The organism is Kitasatospora sp. NPDC036993 (genome assembly GCF_055607525.1).
Genome location: NZ_JBVJRP010000011.1, coordinates 14,338 through 36,021 on the forward strand (window position 1 = coordinate 14,338; position 21,684 = coordinate 36,021).

General features: G+C 74.5%; 18 protein-coding genes and 1 pseudogene. 11 read left to right on the forward strand and 8 right to left on the reverse strand.

Annotated features, from left to right (window positions below):
- Positions 1–7: 7 nt before the first annotated feature.
- Entirely contained in the window at positions 8–2,419 is a 2,412-nt protein-coding gene (locus tag ACZ7C5_RS23630; protein ID WP_470323418.1) for a SpoIIE family protein phosphatase, read from the reverse strand.
- 315 nt (positions 2,420–2,734) lie between these two features.
- The gene (locus ACZ7C5_RS23635) at positions 2,735–3,121 is read right to left on the reverse strand and encodes an ATP-binding protein (protein ID WP_401079435.1); all 387 of its coding nucleotides are present in this window, start codon (positions 3,119–3,121) and stop codon (positions 2,735–2,737) included.
- Between the two features lie 699 nt (positions 3,122–3,820).
- Here ACZ7C5_RS23635 and ureA point away from each other — a divergent pair.
- The 4 genes from ureA (at position 3,821) to ACZ7C5_RS23655 (ending at position 8,033) form a co-directional block, all read left to right on the forward strand.
- On the forward strand, positions 3,821–4,531 hold the full coding sequence (ureA, locus tag ACZ7C5_RS23640) for an urease subunit gamma (RefSeq protein WP_470323419.1): 711 nt from the start codon (positions 3,821–3,823) through the stop codon (positions 4,529–4,531).
- Complete coding sequence (locus ACZ7C5_RS23645) at positions 4,528–6,249, forward strand: urease subunit alpha (protein WP_401079431.1); 1,722 nt, start codon at positions 4,528–4,530, stop codon at positions 6,247–6,249. Before ureA ends, ACZ7C5_RS23645 begins: the two co-directional genes overlap by 4 nt.
- A gap of 46 nt (positions 6,250–6,295) precedes the next feature.
- Positions 6,296–7,345: an agmatine deiminase family protein gene (locus tag ACZ7C5_RS23650; protein WP_470323420.1), complete on the forward strand. Its 1,050-nt coding sequence runs from the start codon at positions 6,296–6,298 to the stop codon at positions 7,343–7,345.
- An 88-nt stretch (positions 7,346–7,433) separates the two neighbouring features.
- Positions 7,434–8,033, forward strand: a complete 600-nt coding sequence (locus tag ACZ7C5_RS23655) for a TetR/AcrR family transcriptional regulator (protein WP_470323421.1) — start codon at positions 7,434–7,436, stop codon at positions 8,031–8,033.
- A 146-nt stretch (positions 8,034–8,179) separates the two neighbouring features.
- Here ACZ7C5_RS23655 and ACZ7C5_RS23660 read toward each other — a convergent pair whose 3' ends face one another.
- On the reverse strand, positions 8,180–9,838 hold the full coding sequence (locus tag ACZ7C5_RS23660) for a protein phosphatase 2C domain-containing protein (RefSeq protein ID WP_470323422.1): 1,659 nt from the start codon (positions 9,836–9,838) through the stop codon (positions 8,180–8,182).
- A 316-nt stretch (positions 9,839–10,154) separates the two neighbouring features.
- Between ACZ7C5_RS23660 and ACZ7C5_RS23665 the strand changes: the two genes are divergently transcribed.
- From ACZ7C5_RS23665 to pth, 4 genes and pseudogenes are all read left to right on the forward strand, one after another.
- Positions 10,155–10,694: a hypothetical protein gene (locus tag ACZ7C5_RS23665; protein ID WP_401079288.1), complete on the forward strand. Its 540-nt coding sequence runs from the start codon at positions 10,155–10,157 to the stop codon at positions 10,692–10,694.
- A gap of 101 nt (positions 10,695–10,795) precedes the next feature.
- Positions 10,796–11,461, forward strand: a complete 666-nt coding sequence (locus ACZ7C5_RS23670) for a DUF3105 domain-containing protein (RefSeq protein ID WP_401079286.1) — start codon at positions 10,796–10,798, stop codon at positions 11,459–11,461.
- Positions 11,462–11,571: 110 nt separating this feature from the next.
- Positions 11,572–12,204: a DUF305 domain-containing protein gene (locus tag ACZ7C5_RS23675; RefSeq protein ID WP_188295458.1), complete on the forward strand. Its 633-nt coding sequence runs from the start codon at positions 11,572–11,574 to the stop codon at positions 12,202–12,204.
- 177 nt (positions 12,205–12,381) lie between these two features.
- Positions 12,382–12,944, forward strand: a pseudogene (gene pth / locus ACZ7C5_RS23680) (aminoacyl-tRNA hydrolase); the annotation flags it as partial.
- 84 nt (positions 12,945–13,028) lie between these two features.
- On the opposite strand, the gene ACZ7C5_RS23685 reads toward pth, so the two are convergent.
- Entirely contained in the window at positions 13,029–14,570 is a 1,542-nt protein-coding gene (locus tag ACZ7C5_RS23685; protein ID WP_470323423.1) for an MFS transporter, read from the reverse strand.
- Positions 14,571–14,851: 281 nt separating this feature from the next.
- Between ACZ7C5_RS23685 and ACZ7C5_RS23690 the strand changes: the two genes are divergently transcribed.
- Both ACZ7C5_RS23690 and ACZ7C5_RS23695 read left to right on the forward strand, forming a co-directional pair.
- A complete protein-coding gene (locus ACZ7C5_RS23690) occupies positions 14,852–15,370 on the forward strand; it encodes a MarR family winged helix-turn-helix transcriptional regulator (protein ID WP_401079282.1) in 519 nt (172 codons plus the stop codon).
- A gap of 43 nt (positions 15,371–15,413) precedes the next feature.
- A complete protein-coding gene (locus ACZ7C5_RS23695) occupies positions 15,414–15,989 on the forward strand; it encodes a GNAT family N-acetyltransferase (RefSeq protein ID WP_470323424.1) in 576 nt (191 codons plus the stop codon).
- Between the two features lie 94 nt (positions 15,990–16,083).
- Here the strand turns inward: ACZ7C5_RS23695 and ACZ7C5_RS23700 are convergent, their stop codons facing one another.
- Complete coding sequence (locus ACZ7C5_RS23700; protein WP_401079278.1) at positions 16,084–16,593, reverse strand: methylated-DNA--[protein]-cysteine S-methyltransferase; 510 nt, start codon at positions 16,591–16,593, stop codon at positions 16,084–16,086.
- Entirely contained in the window at positions 16,590–18,278 is a 1,689-nt protein-coding gene (locus tag ACZ7C5_RS23705) for a DNA-3-methyladenine glycosylase 2 family protein (RefSeq protein ID WP_470323425.1), read from the reverse strand. The genes ACZ7C5_RS23700 and ACZ7C5_RS23705 overlap by 4 nt, the downstream gene beginning before the upstream one ends.
- Positions 18,279–18,342: 64 nt before the next feature.
- On the opposite strand from ACZ7C5_RS23705, the gene ACZ7C5_RS23710 reads away from it, so the two are divergent.
- Positions 18,343–18,801 (forward strand): ASCH domain-containing protein, encoded by a 459-nt coding sequence (locus ACZ7C5_RS23710; RefSeq protein WP_470323426.1) that lies wholly within the window; start codon positions 18,343–18,345, stop codon positions 18,799–18,801.
- 63 nt (positions 18,802–18,864) lie between these two features.
- Here ACZ7C5_RS23710 and rsgA read toward each other — a convergent pair whose 3' ends face one another.
- The gene (rsgA, locus tag ACZ7C5_RS23715; protein WP_470323427.1) at positions 18,865–20,028 is read right to left on the reverse strand and encodes a ribosome small subunit-dependent GTPase A; all 1,164 of its coding nucleotides are present in this window, start codon (positions 20,026–20,028) and stop codon (positions 18,865–18,867) included.
- Between the two features lie 373 nt (positions 20,029–20,401).
- The gene (locus tag ACZ7C5_RS23720; RefSeq protein ID WP_401079270.1) at positions 20,402–21,433 is read right to left on the reverse strand and encodes a cytochrome c oxidase assembly protein; all 1,032 of its coding nucleotides are present in this window, start codon (positions 21,431–21,433) and stop codon (positions 20,402–20,404) included.
- Positions 21,434–21,684: the final 251 nt, after the last annotated feature.

Sequence of the window (21,684 nt, forward strand, 5' to 3'; positions counted from 1 at the left end):
ACACGCCTCAGGCCGCCGTCCCCGTCCCGCTGAGTTCGAACCACATCCGCTTGCCGGAGCCGCGCGGTTCCACGCCCCAGGAGTCCGCGAGCGCCTCGACCAGCATCAGCCCGCGCCCGGAGGAGGCCTGCTCCCCCGGCGTCCTGCGGGTCGGCCAGAGGTCCGACTCGTCCTCCACCTCGACCCGTAGCCTGGCCCGGCCGCCGGCCGCCTCCGGCTCCCGGTAGAGCCGGGCGGTGAACATGGCGTCCCGGTCGGTGTGCCGGATGGCGTTGGTGACCAGTTCGGAGGAGAGCAGCTCGGCGGTGTCGATGAACTCGGCGACGCCCCAGCGGCGCAGCGCGTCGCGCAGCTCCGCCCTGACCTCGGCGACCCGCGCCAGGTCGGCCTGGCCGATCCGGCGGCGCAGCTGCTGGGCGGCGAGCCCACCGGCCGGGCCGTCCCAGCGCAGGAGCAGCAGCGCTATGTCGTCCTCGCGCTCGCTGGAGTCGGCGGCCTGGGAGGCGATCCGTTCGGCCAGCTCCTCCAGCGGGTCGCGGGCGGCCTCCTTCGCGTCCGGCAGCGGGCGGGCGAGCGTCCGGGTGAGCCTGGCGATGCCCTCGTCCAGGTCCATGCCGCGCGCCTCGACCAGGCCGTCGGTACAGAGCACCACGGTCTCGCCCGGGTCCAGGCTGAACCGGGTGACCCGGTACTCCTGGTCCGGGTAGATGCCCAGCGGCAGCCCGCCGGCCACCGGCACCACGGTGGCGGTGCCGTCCGCACGGCGCACCACCGGGTCGAGGTGGCCGGCCCGGACCGCGTAGATCACGCCGTAGTCCACGTTGACCTCGGCGTAGGTGCAGGTCGCGAAGTGGTCGGTGTCCAGGTCGGCGAGGAAGCGGGAGGCGCGGGCCATCACGGCGGCGGGCGGGTGGCCCTCGGCCGCGTAGGCGCGCAGCGCGATCCGCAGCTGGCCCATGATCCCGGCGGCGTGCACGTCGTGGCCCTGGACGTCGCCGATCACCAGGCCGACGTGCCCGCCGGGCAGCGGCACCACGTCGTACCAGTCGCCGCCGATCTGGAGGCCGGAGCCGGCCGCGAGGTAGCGCACGGCGGTGGTCACGCCCGGGACGGAGGGGACGGTGCGCGGCAGCATCACCCGCTGGAGGCTCGCCGCGAGTTCGTGCTCGGCGTCGTGCAGCCGGGCCCTGGCCAGCGACTGGGCGACCAGCCCGCCCAGCGTGGACAGCAGGGTGCGCTCGTCCGCGTCCAGCTCGCGCTCGTCGTCGAAGCTGACCACACAGACGCCGATCGCCCTGCCGCTGGCCACCAGCGGCAGGTACGCCCACGAGCCCCGGCCGGTGCGGCTGGTCTGCTCCCACACCTCGGGATAGCCGTCCCGGAACTCCTCGCGGGTCGAGACGAACACCGGCGTGCGGTGCCGCAGCGCCTCGGCGGCCGGGTGGCCGGACGGCAGCACGGTGCGGTCCCAGACCGCCAGCGAGCCGGTGCGGTAGCCGGAGGCACCCAGGATCTGCGTCCGTCCGGCCTCGAAGGAGGCCAGCAGCAGGCCGTCCGGCGGCAGCCCGGGCAGCGGCAGCTCGGTGAACACCCTGGCCACGTCACGCACGGTGACGGCTTCGGAGAGGGCGCGCGCCGCCTCCTTGATGAACCGGGAGCGCTCCTCGCGCAGCATGGCCATCCGGTCGGCGTGGTCCCGCTTGTGCAGCTCGACGGTGGCGTCCCAGACGAACCCGACCATCCGGGAGGCCCGGCCGAAGGCGTCGGCCAGCACCCGGCCGCGGAAGCGCACCGCGCGCATGGCGCCGCTCGCCCCGATGGTGCGGTAGTAGGCGCCGCACTGGCCCAGCTCGGCCACCGCGCGCTCGACCCGGCGGCGCACCACCGGTGCGTCCTCTGGGTGCAGCAGGGTCAGGAAGGAGGCGGCGGTGCGGTCGAAGCGGCCCTGGCTCAGGACGTCCAGCCCGATGATCGCGCAGGCCCGGTGATCGCCCTCCAGGACGTCGCGGCGGATGTCCCAGTCGAAGGAGCCGATGCCGTTGGCGGCCATCGCGGGCTCCAGCCAGTCCGGCATGGTGTCCGCTGAGGAGGGCGGCAGTCCGCCCGACAGCACGGGCGCCAGCCGGGCGGCGGCGAGGCTCGGCGAGGGGCGCACCGGGGAGCCGCGGCGCGAGGACTGGGCGGGCGGCCTGGCCCGGCCGGTGCCCGAGGTGGTCGGTCCGACGGCGGGCTGCCCCTGGATCCGCGGCTCCAGGGCGCCCGGCTGCTCGGCGACGCGCGGCTCGGCGGTTCTCGGCCCGGCGGTGCGCGGTCGGGCGGTTCTCGGCTGGGCGGTTCGCGGATCCACGGTGCGCGGCTCGACGGCGGGCGACGCGCCGGGCGGAAGCGCCGGCCCCGGCGACTCGGGCTCAGTGGGCATGCTGCTCCTGCCGCTGCCGTGGCGGACCGCGCCGACCGTCCGGACGGGCCGCGAGGCGGTGTGATGGGTCGTGCTGGATAGGACGGTGCGACGAACGGTGGCCAGTCGAGGTTCGGTCTCCCCGCTGCTTCCCGCACGTGGACACACATTCCCACCATCCTGGCCAATGTTCGGCCGAGCGGCAATGGCAACGGGCCGGAAATCTTCCGTTCCGCCTTCTGTTCAGGGCATCCTTCGACAGCGAATCAATCGACGGCGAACAATCCTACGGCCCTGGCGACGGTGCCGAGCGGCGGCCCCGCGGCGGTACCGGGCTCAGGGCAGGGCGAGTTCGAACCAGGTGACCTTGCCCTCGCCGCGCAGCTGCACGCCCCAGGAGTCCGCGAGCGCCTCCACCAGCAGCAGGCCGCGCCCCGAGGTCGCGTACTCGCCCGCCGGATCGCGGCGGCGCCCCGGCAGCCTGCTGGCGCCGTCCTGCACCTCGATGCGCAGCCGGTGGTCCGAGCCGAGCACCGCGTCGAAGACGGCGCCCTTTCCGGTGTGCAGCAGCGCGTTGGTGACCAGCTCGGAGGAGAGCAGCTCGGCGGTGTCGGACAGCTCCGACACCCCCCAGTGGCTCAGCGCCGAACGCAGCCGCCGCCGGACCGAGCCCACCTCGGCCAGGTCCGCCGGATCGAGTGTGAGGTGCAGCCGCCGGTGCAAGGCACAACCCGGAGCCGGCGCGCCCGGCAGGGCCGTCCCGGTGGTACCGGCCGGCCCTTTGACCGGCCCGGACCGGTAGGCGTCGCCGGAACTCGTCCGCTGCCGCGGGAATCGCGACTGACCGTCCATCAACACATGCCCCCGCCCTGGAATCCGGGCCCCCGCCTCCGGATCCCCCGCCGGTCGGGTGGCCCCCTCGTTGCTGACCACTCATCCTCATGCCCAGTTGACGGCGTTTGCAACAGTGTGCGTCCGATCACGTGGGGTGAAAGGGGCACGGGGTGGTTCGCGTGATCCAACTGCTCGCGCCGGACAGGTTTGCGAAGCGCAGAGGCCGCATTCGAGGAAGCCCCCGCCCGATCCCGCGCACACCCGGCGCCCGTACGGACCGTGCGCCCGGCCACGCGCCCCCCGGCCCGCTCCGCCGCGCGCCGGGCCCGGGCACCGGTTCACGGGGCCCGTCCCTCCCCCTCCTCCCTCCCGGCGCTTCGCTCCCATCCGGCCCCCTTTCTCGCTCCCGCCTCGCCCGTCCCCCGCCCGGCGGGCCTCACCCCCGCCCCCCGCCCGGCGAGCCGAACCTCCGCGGAGCGGCAACGCTGGACAGGGCGGCCCGGTGCGGGTTCAATGACCCGAGATGTTTGAACGGCGTTCTAACATCGCCCGAGCCGACCCCCTCCCGGCGACCGCGAGCGAGGAACCGTGCGACTGACCCCCACCGAGCGGGACCGGCTGCTGATCTTCACGGCAGCCGAACTGGCCCGCGCCCGCCGCGCCCGGGGCGTGCGCCTCAACATCCCCGAGGCCACCGCCCTGATCGCGGACACCGTCTGCGAGGCCGCCCGCGACGGCCTGCGACTGGCCGAGGCCATCGAGGCCGGCCGCTCCGTGCTGACCGCCGACGACGTGCTGCCCGGCGTGGCGGACGTGGTCACCGACGTCCAGGTCGAGGCCGTCTTCGAGGACGGCACCCGCCTCGCCGTCGTCGACGCCCCGTTCAGGGGCGCCGGCTCGCTCGGCGACGAGGCCCCCGGCAGCGCGCTGCCCGGCGCCGGCACCGGCTACGACCCGGTCGAGGAGACGCTGCTGCTCCCCGTCCACAACACCTCGGGGGTGCCGATCTCGGTCACCTCGCACTTCCACTTCTTCGAGGCCAACCCCCGCCTCGCCTTCGACCGGGCCGCCGCCTACGGCACCCACCTGGCCGTCCCGGCCGGCTCCTCGGTGCGCTTCGACCCGGGCGCCACCGTCGAGGTCGGCCTGGTCCCGATCGGCGGCCGGCGGGTCGCGATCGGTTTCGCGGGGCTCGTGGACGGCCCCCTGGACGCGCCCGGCGCGAAGGAGGCCGCCCTCGCGAAGGCCCGCGCGACCGGCTACCTGACCGGCTTCGACGACTCGGAGGCGCCCTCGTGACGGCGATCTCTCCCCACGACTACATCTCCGTCCACGGCCCGCGCGCCGGGGACCGCGTCCGGCTCGGCGACAGCGGACTGATCGTCCGCGTGGAGTCCGACTCCCAGGCACCCGGCGACGAGTTCCTGGCCGGCTTCGGCAAGACCGCCCGCGACGGCCTGCACCTCAAGCCCGCCGCCGTCCGGGACACCTGCGACGTGGTGATCAGCAACGTGCTGGTGATCGACGCGGTCCAGGGCATCCGCAAGACCTCGATCGGCCTGATCGGCGGCCGGATCGCCTCGATCGGGCGGGCCGGCAACCCGGACACCCTGGACGGCGTGGACGTGGTCGTCGGCACCGGCACCACGATCGTCTCCGGCGAGGGCATGATCGCCACCGCCGGTGCCATCGACACCCACGTCCACCTGCTCTCGCCGCGGATCATGGAGGCCTCGCTGGCCTCCGGCGTCACCACGATCATCGGCCAGGAGTTCGGCCCGGTCTGGGGCGTCGGCGTGAACTCGCCCTGGGCGCTGCGCCACGCCTTCAACGCCTTCGACGCCTGGCCCGTCAACATCGGCTTCCTGGGCCGCGGTTCGTCCTCCGACGAGGCCCCGCTGATCGAGGCGCTGGCCGAGGGCGGCGCGTCCGGCTTCAAGGTGCACGAGGACATGGGCGCGCACACCCGGGCACTGGACACCGCGCTGCGGGTCGCCGAGGAGTACGACGTCCAGGTCGCCCTGCACACCGACGGCCTGAACGAGTGCCTGTCGGTCGAGGACACCCTCAAGGTGCTGGACGGGCGCACCATCCACGCCTTCCACATCGAGGGCTGCGGCGGCGGACACGTCCCCAACGTGCTGAAGATGGCGGGCGTGCCGAACGTCATCGGCTCCTCCACCAACCCGACGCTGCCGTTCGGCCGGGACGCGCTCGGCGAGCACTTCGGCATGATCGTCTCCGCGCACGGCCTCAAGACCGACCTGCCCGGCGACGCCGCGATGGCCCGCGACCGGATCCGGGCCGGCACGATGGGCGCCGAGGACGTGCTGCACGACCTCGGGGTCATCGGCATCACCTCCTCCGACGCCCAGGGCATGGGCCGGGCCGGCGAGACCGTGCGCCGCACCTTCGCCATGGCCGGGAAGATGAAGGCCGAACTCGGCCCGCTCGACGGCACCGGCTCGTACGGGACGACGGAGGGCGGCGACGACAACGAGCGCGTGCTGCGCTACATCGCGAAGCTCACCGTCAACCCGGCCATCGCGCACGGCCTCGCGCACGAGGTCGGCTCGATCGAGATCGGCAAGCTCGCCGACATCGTGCTCTGGCGCCCGGACCACTTCGGCGCCAAGCCGCAGCTGGTCCTCAAGGCCGGGTTCCCCGCGTACGGGGTGGTCGGCGACCCCAACGCCTCCACCGACCGCTGCGAACCGCTCGTCCTCGGCCCGCAGTTCGGCGCCCACGGCGCGACCGCCGCCGACATCTCGGTGGCCTTCGTCGCCCAGGCCGCCGCCGACGGCGCCTACCTCGACCGGGCCGCCGACGCGCTGCCCACCCGCCGCCGCCGGGTCGGCGTGCGGAACACCCGCGGCATCGGGCCGCGGGACATGGTGCGCAACGCCCGCGTCGGCCACGTCGAGGTCACCGAGACCGGACTGGTCTCGCTGGACGGCTCGCCGCTTCGCTCCGAACCCGCCGACAGTGTCTCGCTCAGCCGCCTCTACTTCCTCTGACCCCCTCTGACCTCCTCTGAACCTCCTCTGACCTTCCAGGGACTCGATGATGACCACCCCCACGCCCGCCTCGCTCGGCTACCGGATGCCCGCCGAGTGGCACCCCCACGACCGCACCTGGATGGCGTTCCCCACCGCCAACCCCACCTTCGACGGCCCCGAGCAGCTGCACGCCGCCCGCCGGGCCTGGGCCGCCGTCGCCGACACCATCGCCGGGTACGAGCCGGTGACGCTGATCGTCAACACCGGCGAGACGGAGCAGGCCCGCGGGTACGTCTCCGAGCGGGTCGAGATCGTCGAGCGCCCGCTGAACGACGCGTGGATGCGCGACATCGGCCCGTCCTTCCTGATCGACGGCAAGGGCTCGCTGGCCGCCACCGACTGGATCTTCAACGGCTGGGGCGCACAGTCCTGGGCCCGCTGGGACAAGGACCAGCACATCGCCGAGCACATCGGCGAGCTGACGAAGGTCCAGCGCTTCGCCTCCCGGCTGATCAACGAGGGCGGCGGCATCCACGTCGACGGCGAGGGCACGGTGCTGGTCACCGAGACCGTCCAGCTCGGCGAGGGCCGCAACGCGGACTGGACCAGGGAGGAGGTCGAGGCCGAGCTGCACGCCTTCCTCGGCACCACCAAGGCGATCTGGCTGCCGCGCGGACTCACCCGCGACTACGACGAGTTCGGCACCCGCGGGCACATCGACATCGTCGCCTCCTTCGTCCGCCCCGGCGTCGTGGTCGCCCACGTCCAGCCCGACCCCGCGCACCCGGATCACGAGGTCTGCCGGGAGCTGGTGGCCGTCCTGCGCGCCTCGACGGACGCCCTGGGCCGGCCGCTGGAGGTCATCGAACTGCCCGCCCCCACCGTCCTGCTGGACGAGGACGGCGAGCCGGTCGACTACTCCTACATCAACCACTACGTGGCCAACGGCGCGGTGATCCTCTGCGCCTTCGACGACCCGCGCGACCAGGAGGCCGCCGCGATCCTCGCCGACGCCTACCCGGGCCGCACCGTCGAACTCGTGGACGCCCGTGAGATCTTCGCCAACGGCGGCGGCATCCACTGCATCACCCAGCAGCAGCCGACGGCGATCTGACCCGCTGATCCGGCCACCGGAGCGGGCGGTTCTTCCGCCCGCTCCGGTAGCCTGCTGAACTCCGTTCCACCGAGGGAGAGCACGAGAGATGGCCGACCCCCGCCCGCGCCGGCCGGCCCGCCCCCGCGAGGAGGTGTTCGCCACCGCCCGGGCCGCGATCGCCGAACACGGGCTCGCCGGGCTCACCATGGCCGGGCTCGGCAAACAGCTCGGGATGAGCGCCGGGCACCTGCTCTACTACTTCGGCAGCAAGGACCAGCTGCTGCTGGAGACCCTCCGCTGGAGCGAGGACCAGCTCGGCGCCCGCCGCCGCGTGGCCCTCGCCGACACCGCCCTCGACCCCTGGCAGCGCCTCGACGCCTACCTGCGCCTCTACCTGCCGGAAGGGGCGGGCGACCCGCGCTGGATCCTCTGGGTCGAGGTCTGGGGCCGCTCCCCCGCCAGCGCCGAGATCCGCCGGGGCCAGCAGGAGATCGAGGCCCCCTGGCAGGCCGACCTGGTCGCCCTGATCGAGGGGGGCGCCGGCACCGGCCACTTCACCCCGGGCCCGGCCGCCGACCGCGCGCTACAGATCCGCGCCCTGCTCGACGGCCTCGCCGTCCCGATCGCCATCGGCCTCCCGGACGCCCACCGCCCCACCGCCCTCACCCAGGCCACCGCCGTCACCGGCATCCTCCTGCGCACCTGAGGCGCGAGAAGTCGGCCCGGCCGACTTCCGGCGCGTCGGCGGGTGGCAGCGGGATCGCCTCAGGCCCGTGTGCGAGAAGTCCGACGGGGCCGACCTCTCGTGCGGGCAGCGGCGGCAGGGGACGGATTCCACGGACCGGCCCGCCTTCACTCGGTCCAGACGGCGGCGGCCGTGCGGTCGTCCGCGTAGCCCTTGGCGCGGACCTGGACCTGCCGCAGGAAGTCGACGGTGCCCGGCGGGTGGGGGTGGGCCCAGTGGGTCGCGAGGAAGTGGGCGACGGCCGGCTCGTCGGCGATGGGACGGGCGAGACCCGGGGCGCAGAGGAGGAGGATGTCGCCCGGTGTCGCCGGGACGAGCCGGAAGCGGAACGGGCGCGGCCCGGGGACGGGGACGTCGGGGACCGGCGACGGGCCGTCCGGGTGGTGCAGCAGCCGCGCCGCGTAGGCGTCGATCCAGTGGCCGGAGCGCAGCAGGTAGAGCCCGCCGGGGCCGACCCCGAAGGCCACCCGGTAGCCGGCCTCCGGGTCCAGCGACACCAGCAGGCAGTGCAGCGACGCCGGGGACGGGGTGTCGTCCCCCTCCCCCCGGGGCGACAGGGCGCGCAGCGGGGCGACGGCGCCGGTGGCCAGGCGCTGGAGGCCGTAGCGGAGCCGGTCGCGGGCGCCGTCGCGCAGGTCGGCGGCCAGACCGGCCCGGCTGCGTCCGATCGCGGCGGCGAGCTGGTGGCACGCCTCCCCGGTGGCGGCCGCGACCGCCACCGGGGCGACCGCCTCGTCCTCGGCGACGCCCGTACGGTCGAAGCCGCCGAGGACGGCGAGCAGCAGTCCGTCGGGGCCGTCGCCGAACCGGGTGACCAGCAGGGTGTCGCGGCGCGACTCGCCCCGGTAGCGCGCGGAGTCGCCCCGGACGGAGGCGGCGCGCAGCACGGACGACCCGTACTGCGCGCCCTCCAGCACGGTGTCCGGCACCAGTGCGCGCAGTGCGCCGGGGTCCGCCTCGGGTACGGCCGTCGGCTCGGGTCCGTACGTCGGGGGGCGTTCGCCGACGTGCGGGACCGCGGCGCCGCCGTCGGCGAGCGGCGCGCGGAGGGCCAGCCGGGGGTCGGGGACGGTCGCGGCGGGGAGTGCGGGCTCCGGGTCGGGCTCCGGGGTGTGGACGGGTTCCGGCTCGGGTCCCGGGGGTTCCTCGGCGGCAGCGGGCTCGGGTTCGGCCTCAGGTTCGGGCTCGGGCTCGGGCTCGGGCTCGACGATCGGCTCCGGCTCGGGAGCGGGAGCCGGTACGGACTTCTCCAGCGGGACCGGTACGGCCTCCGGCTCCGGCTCCGGTTCCGGCTCAGGCGACGGCTTCGGCTCCGGCTCCGGCTCCCGCGACGCCTTCGGAGCGTCGTCGGCGAAGGCCGGGGCCGGGAACTGGTGGGTCTCCGTGGAGGTCCGCTGACGCCCGATCCCCGCCGCCCCGCCGATCACCCCGACCGCGGTGTCGAACCAGTCGTCGATGCTGTCCCGGGTGTCCGCTCCGCCGCCCCGGCTCCCCGGAGCCGCCGTCGGTACCTCCTCCGCCGCAGCCGCCACCGCCGGCTCCAGAACCGACTCCGGCTCCGATACCGGTTCCGGCTCCAGCACCGGTTCCGCCGAACGCTGCTGCCCGATCAGGCCGGCCGCCGTGTCGAACCAGTCGTCCACGCTGCCGTCCCCCGGGTCGGCGTGCGGGGTGTCCGGGAGGGTGCCCGCCGGACCGTCGTAGACGGCGTCCCACCAGCCGTCGTCCGGCCGGTGCGGCTCTGCGGGTGCACCCTGCTTGCTCATCTGGCGGCTCCTGGTCGTTCCGTGGTCGCGCCGCCCCCGGCGGGCCGGGCTGGACGACATTGTTCTCCACCTGCGAGGACCCTGTCCGGGTTTCGGCGACAACCGGTCACCCACCGGAACATCCCGGCCACCGCGTTCACCAGCCGGTTCGCCGGCCCGCACCGGGCTCGTCACCGGTTCGTCCGCATCCGTTCCGTCCGTGCTTGCCGGATGTGTCCGGAGCGGGGCGTTTCCTGGTCATCCGGGCGCGCGGGCCTCCGAAAATGAGGGCCGATGGGGGGCATCGCATCACTCGTTCGGCTGATTAAATGTGCGCATGACCGCGTCGGCCCCCAGCCTGCCCCGACCGGGGAGGGCCGCGTTCGCGGGCCGCCCGGCGGGTGCGCTGTTGGTCCTGCTGCTCGCCGCCCTGCTGACCCTGCTGCCCTGTGCGGGCCAGGCGAAGGCGGTGGACGGCCCCGGCCATCCGGCGCCGCCCCAGGCCCCGGTCAGCGCCGTCACCGTGCTCAACGTGGTCAGCGTCCAGGTCGCCACCGGGCAGGCCAGTCGCACCGGTCACGCCGCGAAGGTCACCAAGGCCGGGAAGTCCTCCGACCACCACCGGACGGCCGAGGAGCAGGGGCACTGGATCCTCTGCACCGCGGACGGCGAGCCGCCGCGCAACAACGGCTGCTCCAGCCACCCGTTCTGTCCACAGGACGCCCAGCTGCCGAACCCGCCGCCGCAGCCGCAGCCCGCCGTATCGCCACTGACCCCGGCCGCGCCCGAGGCGCCGCCCCGGGTGGTGGCCACCGGTCTGCTGGACGGCTCGCACCCGGTTCCCGACCTGCACGAACTCCAGGTCCACCGGTCCTGAGCGGAACCCGCCGTCGGCACAGTCGCCGACGGATCCGCCCCTCCTCCCACTCCAGCTGACCGCCGCCACCGACCGGTGCGGCGGGGACAAGGACGACCACCATGGGTTCCGCCTCCAAGCAGTCCAACAAGCCCGGCGCCAAGCAGGGCAGCTCCGACCGTCGCGCCCGCATCGCCGAGCTGCGCGCCATCGAGCAGCGCCGCGAGCGCCGCAACAAGATCGTCGCCTCGGTGGCGGCCGGCGTGCTGGTGATCGGTGCGATAGCCACCGGTACCTGGATCGTCATGGACCAGAACCAGAAGAAGAAGGACAAGGAGACCGCCGCCAGCGCGGACATCCCCGGCGTGAAGACCTTCGGCGAGCTGAGCCGCACCCACGTCAAGGAGAAGGTCACCTACCCGATGACCCCGCCGGTCGGCGGCGACCACAACGCGATCTGGGCGGACTGCATGGGCCACGTCTACGACCAGCCGGTCGAGAACGAGCGCGCCGTCCACTCGCTGGAGCACGGCGCGGTCTGGGTCACCTACAACGGCAAGGCCACGCCGGACGACATCAAGACCCTCTCCGACAAGGTCAAGAAGACCCCGTACTCGCTGATGAGCCCGTACATGGAGGAAGAGGGCACCATCACCCTGAACGCCTGGAGCACCCAGCTGATCGTGGACAGCGCCGGCGACCCGCGGGTGGAGCAGTTCTTCACCAAGTACGTCCAGGGCAAGCAGACCCAGGAGCCCGGCGCCTCCTGCACCATGGGGCAGATGTGACCGCCGACGCGGGCCACCCCGACGGGAGCGTGCCGGAGGACGCGGCGGACGCGGCCGACGCGGCGGACGCCGCCGGGGAGGCCGGGGTCCAGGCCCCGCGCCGGCGGCGGATGTGGTGGCCGGCCGCGCTGGCCGCCGCCGTGGCGCTGGCGCTCGGGGTGCCGGCCCTGGTGGCGAGCGGGACCTCGGCGTCCGGTTCGTCCACGCTGTCCGTCCCGGCGGACGACTCGCCCGAGGCCGGGTTCGCCCGCGACATGGCGACCCACCACCAGCAGGCGGTGGACCTGTCGTTCGTCGTCCGGGACCGCACCGGCGACGAGCCGACCCGCACCCTGGCCTTCGACATCATCAACACCCAGGCCAACCAGCGCGGGATGATGATGGGCTGGCTGGACCAGTGGGGGCTGACCCAGCACTCGACCGCCACGCCGATGGCGTGGATGAAGATGGGCCACGAGTACCAGGCCCACGACGGTTCGCTGATGCCCGGCATGGCCACCAACACCCAGATCGCGAAGCTGCGCACGCTCAGCGGGCGGGATGCCGAGGTCTACTACCTCCAGCTGATGATCGAGCACCACAAGGGCGGCGTCGAGATGGCCCAGGGTTACGTCGACCTGGCCAGGAACGACACCGAGAAGCGGCTCGCGCAGTCGATGGTGGTCGCGCAGAACTCCGAGCTCCAGCTGATGACCGACATGCTCCAGGAACGCGGCGCCGCCCCCGGCGCGCCCGCCTCCTGAGCGGTCCCGCCCGGAGCCCGGCCCGCGTGGTCCGCACGTCCCGTGCGGCCGGTGCGGCCGGTACGTCGTGCGTGTTCCCCGGCCGGCCGGGGCGCCGGGGGGGACGGTCCCGTACCGTCCCCGCCGCGCCCCGGCCGTCCGTCGTCCTTCCTCCCCGCCTCTTCCGGAGAACTCCGCATGACCCCCGACGCCCCCTGGCTGATCGCCGGACTGGGCAACCCCGGCCCGTGGTTCCGGCTGACCCGGCACAACGCGGGCTTCCTGGCCGTGGACCGGCTGGCCGAGCGACACGGCGCCCGGTTCCGCCGCCGGGGGATCGCCACGCTGGTGGCCGAGATCGGCGTCGACGGCCGACGGGTGCTGCTGGCCAAGCCGCTGTGGTCCATCAACCTGTCCGGTCGCCCGGTGGCCGCGCTGCTGCGCCGCCACGGCGTCCCGGTCGAACGGCTGGTGGTGGTGCAGGACGACCTGGACTTCCCGCCCGGCTCAAGCGCGGCGGCGGCCCCGGCGGCCACAACGGGGTGCGTTCGGTGGGCGAGAGGCTCGGCACCCGGGACTTCGTCCGGCTGCGGTTCGGGATCGGCCGGCCGCCGAAGGGGCAGAGCGTCGGGGACTTCGTGCTGAAACGGTTCTCGGACGACGAACTCGCCGCCATGCCCGGCGAGTTGGACCGGTGTGCGGACGCCCCGGAAGCGCTGGTGCGGCGTGGCCCGAACCGGGCCCAGGACGCCCTGAACTCCCCCGGCACCGGCAGCACTGTCGGCAGCGGCAACACTGCCGGCACCGCGAACGCCCGTACCGAAGTCTGAGGTGCGGCCCTGGCCTCAGGGCCGGGCGGACCGGACCAGCCGGGTGCGCCCGGCGGCCCGGGCGGATCGGGCGGGCCTGGTGAGCAGCGCGGCCGCCGCCGCGACGGCGGAGAGGACGAACAGCACCGTCCGCCCACCGGACTCGGCGCCCGCCAGATGGACACCGAGGACCGACAGCGCCATGCCGAGCGCGGTACCGAGGCTGCGCGCCATGTTCACCATGCCGCCGCCGACCGCCGAGCACTCCGCCGGTATCGCCCGCATCACCAGCGCGTTGTTGGCGGGCAGCAGCAGGCCCAGCCCGTAGCCGGCGACCAGCAGCGGGGCTGCCGCCGCACCCGAGGCCGGCAGCAGTGCGAACAGCAGCAGTCCGGCAGCCGCGAGCAGCGCGCCGAAGCGGCACCTGGCCACGTCCGACCAGCCCCGGGGCAGCAGCCCGCCGCCGACCGTGGCGGCGAACGCGAACGCGGCGGGCAGCAGGGTCACCACCAGGCCGGCGAGGGCCGTCGACATGCCGGCGCCGGTGAGCAGCACCGGGCCCAGTACCAGCGGGCAGAACAGCAGCAGGTAGCCGATCAGGGCGACCAGCAGGCCCGAGCGCACGCCCGGGGTGTTGACCAGCCCGGGCGCCAGGATCGGCCGGGCGGCCCGCCGCTCCTGGCGCACCAGCGCCACGGCCAGGACGGCGGAAGCGAGCAGCAGCGCGGCGGTCGCCCAGCCGGGCAGCGGCAGACCGGAGGCGGTGGACAGGGCGAGCAGCAGCGCGGTGGTCGCCCCGGTGAGCAGCAGCATGCCGGGCAGGTCGAAGCGGGCGTCCTCACGAGGTGCGGTCTGCTGGGCCGCCGGTCGGCGGACTGCGGGCCGACGGGCCCCGTCCCGGTCGGCCGCGGCGCGGCGCCGGGGCCCGGGCACGACGGCCGCGACGCCCGTCGTACGGGTGCGCGGCAGCAGGTACCAGCCGGCCAGGATGCCGAACACGGCGATCGGCACGTTGACCCAGAACACCCAGCGCCACGAGGCGTGCTCCACCAGCAGCCCGCCGAGGCTGGGGCCGAGCGCCAGGCCGAGCCCCTGGGCGGAGGCCTGGATGCCGAGGGCCCGCCGCATCGCCTGTTCCGGGACCCCGCGCGCGACCAGGGCGACGCTGTTGGCCTGCATCATCGCGGCGCCGACCGCCTGGACGGCGCGGCAGCCGACCAGCACCCAGAGGCTGCCCGCGAAGCCGGCGCCGAGTGAGGAGAGCCCGAAGACCGCGAAGCCACCGATGTACATCGTCTTGCGGCCGAGCAGGTCGGAGAGCCAGCCGATCGGGGCCAGCAGGGCTACCAGGACCAGCAGGTAGGCGAGGGCGACCCACTCGACGGCGGCGAAGCTCGCGTCGAAGTGGCGGCCGAGGGCGGGGAACACCAGGGCGATGACGCTGGCGTCGAGCTGACCGAGGAAGGCACCGAGACAGACCGTGCCGACGGCCAGCCAGTGGGCGTGGCGCCAGCCGGCGATGCCGCGGGGCCGGGGCCGCTCGGCGAGCAGCCGCGAGGCAAGGGCGGTGGCGTTCATGGCACGAATATATCGGATACAGATATGTTCTCTCTACGAGCAGGTCGCCCTGCGACAGGATTCGTCTCACGGTGCGGACGGTGCCGGACGGACGCCGGCCGATGTCGAGCGGGCCGCGGGCGGGACACCGGATGACGCCCGTGCCGGACCCCCGCACCGGAGCCCGCGCCGGAGCCCCGAACCCGGTCCTCCGAGGCCCGCGACAGACCCGCGCCACAGCCCGGACCCCGGGCCCGCACCGGCCGCCGGACCGACCCGTACCAGGCGATACGCTGTCCGCCATGCCGTCGTCACCCAACGTTCCCGACCCCGCCACCGGAGGCCCCGACCCGGCGGTCGAACACGCCCGGAGGCTGACCGACACCGTCACCCGGCTGCGTCGCGCGCTGCGCAGCAGCATCCGCACCGACTACCCGTGGGAGTCCCTGCCGATGGCGCAGGTCGAACTCCTCCAGACGCTGGCCGCCGCCCCGCTGCGGGTCGGCGAGCTGGCCGCGCGGCAGCGGCTCGCACCCAACACCGTCAGCGGACTGGTCGGGAAGCTGCTCGACGCCGGCTTCGTGGACCGCCAGGCCGACCCCGGCGACCGCCGCACCGCCCGGATCGCCCTCACCGAGGCCGGCCGGCGGCAGCTCGACGACTGGCAGCACGCCCACGAGCGCCGGATCGCCACCGCGCTCGGCACCCTCGACCCGGACGACCGCGCGGCGGTCGTCGACGCCCTGCCCGCGCTGGAACAGCTCGCCCGCGCCCTCGCCCAGCCGGGCGGCGGGACGGAGCAGGGGTCCGTGGCCGGGTAAAACCGCTGGTCGCCGAAGTGCGCCCGGAGCTACCGTCCCCGGCATGACCACCACACGGGTACGGATCGAGCCCTGGACGGACGGCGACCTCGCACTGCTGCGCCGGGTCAACACTCCGGAGATGAAGAAGCACGTCGGCGGGCCGGAGAGCGAGGAACACCTGCTCGTACGGCACCGGCGCTACCTGGACTTCGTCCCGTCCGGGCTCGGCTGCATGTACCGGATCGTGCTGCTGCCCGAGGGCGTGGCGACGGGGGCCGCGGCGGCAGGGACGGCGGCGGAGGTTGTGGCGACGGAGGCGGTGGGGACGGAGGCGGTGGGGACGGTCGGCTACGGCACCCGGACCTGGGAGGGCCGGACCGTCCACGAGATGGGGTGGAACGTGCTGCCCGGCTTCCAGGGCCGGGGCATCGCGGTCGCCGCCACCCGGGCGGCGGTCGCGGCCGCCCGCCGCGAGGCCGCGCACCGCCACCTCCACGCCTTCCCCTCGGTGGACAACCCCGCCTCCAACGCGGTCTGCGCGAAGGCCGGGTTCACCCTGCTCGGCGAGACGGACTTCGAGTTCCCGCCCGGGCGGTTCATGCGCAGCAACAACTGGCGGGTGGATCTGCGGAGTTGAGCGCTCCCGGCGCTGCTGTCCGGCGGGCGGACGCTCGGGGCTCGGGGCCCGGGCCTTCGAACTCAGGCCCGGGCCTCCGGCCCGGCCAGGACGGTCAGAACAGGGTGCCGCTCTCCAGCTCCAGCAGCCAGCGCTTGCGGTCCACCCCGGCGGCGAAGCCGGTGAGCGCACCGTTGGCGCCGAGCACCCGGTGGCAGGGGCGCACGATCAGCAGCGGGTTGGCGCCCACCGCGCCGCCGACCGCGCGGACCATCCGCGGCTCCTGCCCGGCCAGCACGGCGAGTTCGCCGTAGGTGACGGTCTTGCCGTACGGGATCTCGTCCAGCGCGGACCAGATCCTGCGGCGGAACTCGGTGCCCTCGGGCGCGAGCGGGAGGTCGAAGCCGGTGCGCTCACCGGCGAAGTAGGCGGTCAGCTGGGCCACCGGCTCGGCCAGCGACTCCGGGTCGAGGGCCCAGTCGTCGGCGGGCTCGGCCAGCGCGTACTTCTGGCCGGGCACGGTGACGGTGGCCAGCGCGGCCGGACCGCCGTCCTCGGGCAGCACACCGCTGAGCAGCAGCCGGCCGAAGGGGCTCTCCATGGTGGTGTAGACGGTGGTGCTCATGCTCGTCCGTTCTCCGTTCCGGTGCTGATGGCGCTGGTAGCGCCGGCGGCGCCGCTGGCGCTGGTGTTGCCGCTGGCGCTGATGTCGCTGATCGCGCTGGTGTCGCTGGTGTCACTGTTGCTGCTGGTGGCGCCGAGTTCGGTGCCGGTGCTCGCGGCGCTCGCCCACAACCGGTGGACGGCGTAGGAGCGCCACGGGGCCCAGGCCTCGGCGGCGAAGGCGGCGGACTTCGGATCGCCGGGGACGCCGAGGCGCAGCAGGCCGTGCTTGACGCCCACGTCGCTCGGGAGGAAGACGTCGGGGTCGGCCATGGCCCGCATCCGCAGGTAGCCGACCGTCCAGGGACCGATGCCGGGCAGGTCCAGCAGCCGGGCGGCGGCCTCCTCCCGGTCGACCCCGCTGTCGAGGCTGACCACGCCCTCGGCCAGCGCGGCACACAGACCGGTGAGCGCGCGGCGGCGGGCGGCGGGCATCGCGAAGTCCTCCGGGTCGGCGGTGGCCAGGGCCGCGACGGTCGGGAAGAGCAGGCGCAGGCCGCCCCTGGGCTCGGGCAGCACGGTGCCGTACTTCTCGGCGAGCCGCCCGGCCAGGGTACGGGCGGCGACGACGCTGATCTGCTGGCCGAGCACGGCGCGGACGGCGAGTTCGTGCGGGTCCACGTGGCCGGGCGAGCGCAGGCCGGGGCGCTCGCGGACCAGCGGGCCGAGCAACGGGTCGGCGCCGAGCTGCTCGTCGACCGCGAGCGGGTCCGCGTCCAGGTCGAAGAGGATGCGCAGGCGCTGGACGGCGGTCGGCAGGTCGCGCAGGTCGGCGAGCAGCAGCCGGCAGTCCAGCCAGCCGCGGGTGCGCGGCTCGTCCCGCGCCAGGCCGTCGACCTCGGCGATGCCGTGGCCGTAGGGGAGCGCGAGGGTGCGGCGGTAGGTGCGCACACCCGGACGCGGGCCGGGGACGACCTCCTCGACGCCGGGGACGGCGCGCAGGGCCAGGAAGTCGATCAGGTGGTCGCTGTCGAGCGCGCCGCGGTAGGCGAGGCGCAGGGTGAGGCCGCCGGCCGGGGTCGCGGTGCGGCGGCCGGCGGTGACCTCGGCGCGCAGGCCGCTGGGGGTGCGGTCGTAGACCTCGCGCACGGTGTCGTTGAACTGACGGACGGACGCGAAGCCGGCCGCGAACGCGATGTCGGTGACGGGCAGTTCGGTGGTCTGGAGGAGGAGGCGCGCGGTCTGCGCGCGGCGGGCGCGGGCCAGCGCGATCGGGCCGGCGCCGAGTTCCGCGGTGAGCTGGCGTTGCAGCTGGCGGGCGCTGTAGCCGAGGCGGCCGGCCAGGCCGTCGACGCCCTCGCGGTCCACCACGCCGTCGCCGATCAGCCGCATCGCGCGGCCGACCAGGTCGGCGCGGTGGTTCCACTCGGGCGAGCCCGGCACGGAGTCGGGGCGGCAGCGGCGGCAGGCGCGGAAGCCGGCCCCCTGGGCGGCCGCGGCGCTCGGGTAGAACACGCAGTTGGTGCGCTTGGGGGTCACGGCGGGGCAGCTCGGACGGCAGTAGATGCCGGTGGAGGTGACCGCCGTGAAGAAGACCCCGTCGAAGCGGGAGTCGCGGCTGTCCACGGCTCGGTATCGGATGTCGTCGTCGATCACGTTGTCCAGTTTGCGGCACTGAGTGAGGGGTGACTGGCGGAAATCGGACATCGCCGTTGATCGCTCCTCCCGAAATTCGCGGGCCCGCCGGACGGCCCGCCGATACTCTCGCCCCATGAGCGAGCAGCACCCGTACAGCGGCCCGGACGACCCGCGCGTCGTCGCCCTGCCCCCGTCCGAGTTCGCGTTCCCCGGCCCGCTGCGGGACCAGCTGGTCGCCGCGATCCTCGACGGTGCCAAGACCAGCACCACGGGCCTGGTCGCCGACTACGAGCACGAGGACGAGCCCCTGCCGCAGGCCGGCGAGCGCTCCGCGGTCCTCGACTCGGACGGCCGCAGGGTCGCCGTGATCGAGACCACGGACGTCCGGGTGGTCCCGCTCTCGGAGGTCGACCTCCAGCACGCCCTGGACGAGGGCGAGGGCTGCACCAGCGTGGCCGAGTGGCGCGCCGTGCACGAGGGATTCTGGCGCAGCCCGGAACTCCTCGACGCCCTCGGTGACCCGGGTTTCACCGTGGACGACGCCACTCCGGTGGTCCTGCAGCGCTTCCGCCTGGTGACCGACCTCCGCTGAGCCGGGAGGGCCCGGCGGGTACCGGCCGGCGGCCCGTGCGCGGCGGCCGGCCGGTACCCGGGATCAACGCTTCACCGGACCTCCCGCGGCTCGCATCGACTTGTTGATCGTCTTCCACTTCTGCAACCGCGCCTTGGCCACCCGGGCGTCCGTGCGCGAGGCGATCCACTCGCTCTCGCGCTGGAGCTTGAGGTAGCTGTCCATCCGGCGCTGCGGCAGGGTGCCGTCGGCCAGCGCCGCCCGCACCGCGCAGCCGGGCTCGGTGTGGTGGCCGCAGTCGTGGAAGCGGCACTCCTCGGCCAGCTCGGCTATGTCGGCGAAGGCCAGGTCGACACCCTCGCCGCCGTAGAGGCCGACCTCGCGCAGCCCCGGGGTGTCGATCAGCACGCCACCGCCGGGCAGCGGGATCAGCTCGCGGGTGGTCGTGGTGTGGCGGCCCTTCTGGTCGACCGCGCGGGCCTCCTGGACGGTCATCACCTCGGTGCCGACCAGCGCGTTGGTGAGCGTGGACTTGCCGACGCCGGACTGGCCGATCACCGCCGTGGTGCCCGGAGTGCAGGCGCGGAGCACGTCCATGCCGTCACCGGTCTCGGCGCTCACCACGAGCACGGTGACCCCGGGGGCGACCGCCTCGACGTCGGCCCGGATGAAGTCGGCGTCGTCGACCAGGTCGGCCTTGGTGAGGACGACCAGCGGATCGGCGCCGGACTCCCAGGCCAGGGCGAGGAAGCGCTCGATCCGCCCGAGGTCGGGGTCGGTCGCGAGGGAGGAGGCGATCAGCACGGTGTCGACGTTGGCGGCCAGCACCTGGCCGTCGGACCGCTTGCCGGCCACCTTGCGGATGATCGCGGTGGAGCGCGGCAGCAGCGCGGCGACGGAGGCCATCGGCCGGGCGTGCGGGTCGACCGCCGCCCAGTCGCCCGTGCACGGGCAGTTGATCATGTCGGCATCGCCCACCCGCCGGGTGTCGAACCGCACGGTGTGCGGCTCGCCCGTCTCCGGGTCGGCGATCACGGCGTCGCACTGGCCGCGGTCGACCCGGACGATCCGGGCCGGGAGCAGCCCGGCCTCGCCGAACGGGGTGAACAGCTCCGCGAGCTCCGCCGTCCAGCCGTAGCCGGTCAGCGCCGACGCGTCGGCGGAGGGAGCGGAGGCGGCGAGAGCGGAGGAGGCCCCGGAAGCAGAGGAGGAAGAAGAGAACGACGGAACGGAGGCAGCGTTGAACAACGCAGTGGCCCTTCGGGAGGAAATGGTCCCGGCGGGCTACGGCTGGCGCGAAGGGCTCAGCCGGCGGCCGGGAAAAGGAGGCGAACGCGAGTGCTGCCCTGGGCAGCTATCGGGGCGACAACGACCACGGGGTTCACCTCCTGCTCTCTACTCCTCGGGCGGCCCAACGGCTCCCGAACCGGACGTGTCACACGCTAGCGGAGCGGGGCATGCCGGCCAACCCATTTTTGACCTGCGGAAACGCGATGCGGAGGCTGCCAGGAGGGCCCGAGCGGAGCAAAATTGGCCCTCCACAGCATCGGCCCTCCACAGCATCGGCCCGCCAGCACACCGGCCCGCCACAACGGTCGCCCAGCCGTCCCCCGCACGGGCTCTAACCCCCGTACCGGCGCCCGAGATCCGGGTCGTCCAGCCACCACGGCCGCATCCCGGTCTCCTCCTCCGCCGGCCGCCCGGCCGCCCGCGCCCGCACGGCGGCCGCCTCGAAGCGGGCGTCCAGCTCGGCGTCCACCACCCTGTTCTCCTCGCGCCCCTGCACCACCATCCGCCGCACCAGCGCGGCCAGGAACGGCAGCCCGACCAGGTCCCCGAGCACCCAGAACGCGTTTCCGCCCCAGGTCTGGTCCTGCGCCGGGCTCGGCCCCCACGGCCGCCCGAGCGCCACGTAGTAGTGCCCGGCGACCAGGTGCCCGCCGTAGATCAGCACGATCCCGAGCCCCGCGTCGAAGATCACCTCGGCGAAGGTGATGAACAGCCCGACCAGGTGCGGGTACTCGTGCCCGACCGGATCGAGCTGGAGCCGCGGCCAGAAGTACGCGAGGCCCAGCAGCACCAGCGCCAGGTGCAGCACCGCGTTCCCGAGCCCGCTGGACACCGACCACGCGTACCAGGGCGTGAGGTAGAGCAGCCACGGCGGTGCCATCAGCAGTGCGGTGGAGACCGCGGGGAACATCAGCACCTTGGACGGACGGCTGCGCAGCGCCCGCAGGACGCGCTCCCGCCGGGCAGCCGGCGCCGCCGAGACCAGCAGCGAGACCGGCGCGCCGAGCGCGAGCAGCAGCGGGACGACCATCAGCAGCAGGACGACCTGCACGGCCCGGTCGGTGAAGAGGATCCGCTCGTACACACCGAGGCCGGAGCAGGTGCACCAGACCCACAGCAGCAGCCCGCCCAGGAAGGCGGCGGTCCTGGTGGGCTGCCAGCGCCCGCCGCCGTTCCGCCGGACGGTGCGCACCGCGGCCAGGTACCAGGTGCCGAGCAGCACCGACAGGACGAGCACCAGCGGTTCGGCCGTCCAGGACCCGGCCAGGTCGGACCACCGCCACGGCGGCGGCCCGCCGTACGCGAGCACCGCGGCGGGACCGCCCGCCGCACCGTGCACCGCCACGTCCATCCGTCCGCTCACCCCGCTCGTTCCGGTGGTCCCCGGCCGCTCCGGAACGCCACCGCCGGGACGCCCCGGCGCCCGGCCATGCTGCCCCTCCCCGACGGCCCCGGCGCGCGCGGGGCCCACCTCTATACCCGGGCCTGGGCAAGCCTTTGCCGAAGCCCCGCAAAGCCTTGCCCAGGCAAAGTTCTGCCCACGGACCGCTCTCCCCCGCAACCGCGTCAAAATCCCGGACGTCTGCCAGGGTGCACGTCGGCGGGACCGCCGGG

Bases quoted from the DNA above. Each gene is read 5' to 3' on its own strand.
- ACZ7C5_RS23630 (WP_470323418.1), bottom strand. From the start codon at position 2,419: ATGCCCACTGAGCCCGAGTCGCCGGGGCCGGCGCTTCCGCCCGGCGCG.
- ACZ7C5_RS23650 (WP_470323420.1), top strand. From the start codon at position 6,296: ATGATGACCACCCCCACGCCCGCCTCGCTCGGCTACCGGATGCCCGCC.
- ACZ7C5_RS23655 (WP_470323421.1), top strand. From the start codon at position 7,434: ATGGCCGACCCCCGCCCGCGCCGGCCGGCCCGCCCCCGCGAGGAGGTG.
- ACZ7C5_RS23660 (WP_470323422.1), bottom strand. From the start codon at position 9,838: ATGAGCAAGCAGGGTGCACCCGCAGAGCCGCACCGGCCGGACGACGGC.
- ACZ7C5_RS23665 (WP_401079288.1), top strand. From the start codon at position 10,155: ATGACCGCGTCGGCCCCCAGCCTGCCCCGACCGGGGAGGGCCGCGTTC.
- ACZ7C5_RS23670 (WP_401079286.1), top strand. From the start codon at position 10,796: ATGGGTTCCGCCTCCAAGCAGTCCAACAAGCCCGGCGCCAAGCAGGGC.
- ACZ7C5_RS23675 (WP_188295458.1), top strand. From the start codon at position 11,572: ATGTGGTGGCCGGCCGCGCTGGCCGCCGCCGTGGCGCTGGCGCTCGGG.
- ACZ7C5_RS23685 (WP_470323423.1), bottom strand. From the start codon at position 14,570: ATGAACGCCACCGCCCTTGCCTCGCGGCTGCTCGCCGAGCGGCCCCGG.
- ACZ7C5_RS23690 (WP_401079282.1), top strand. From the start codon at position 14,852: ATGCCGTCGTCACCCAACGTTCCCGACCCCGCCACCGGAGGCCCCGAC.
- ACZ7C5_RS23695 (WP_470323424.1), top strand. From the start codon at position 15,414: ATGACCACCACACGGGTACGGATCGAGCCCTGGACGGACGGCGACCTC.
- ACZ7C5_RS23700 (WP_401079278.1), bottom strand. From the start codon at position 16,593: ATGAGCACCACCGTCTACACCACCATGGAGAGCCCCTTCGGCCGGCTG.
- ACZ7C5_RS23705 (WP_470323425.1), bottom strand. From the start codon at position 18,278: ATGTCCGATTTCCGCCAGTCACCCCTCACTCAGTGCCGCAAACTGGAC.
- ACZ7C5_RS23710 (WP_470323426.1), top strand. From the start codon at position 18,343: ATGAGCGAGCAGCACCCGTACAGCGGCCCGGACGACCCGCGCGTCGTC.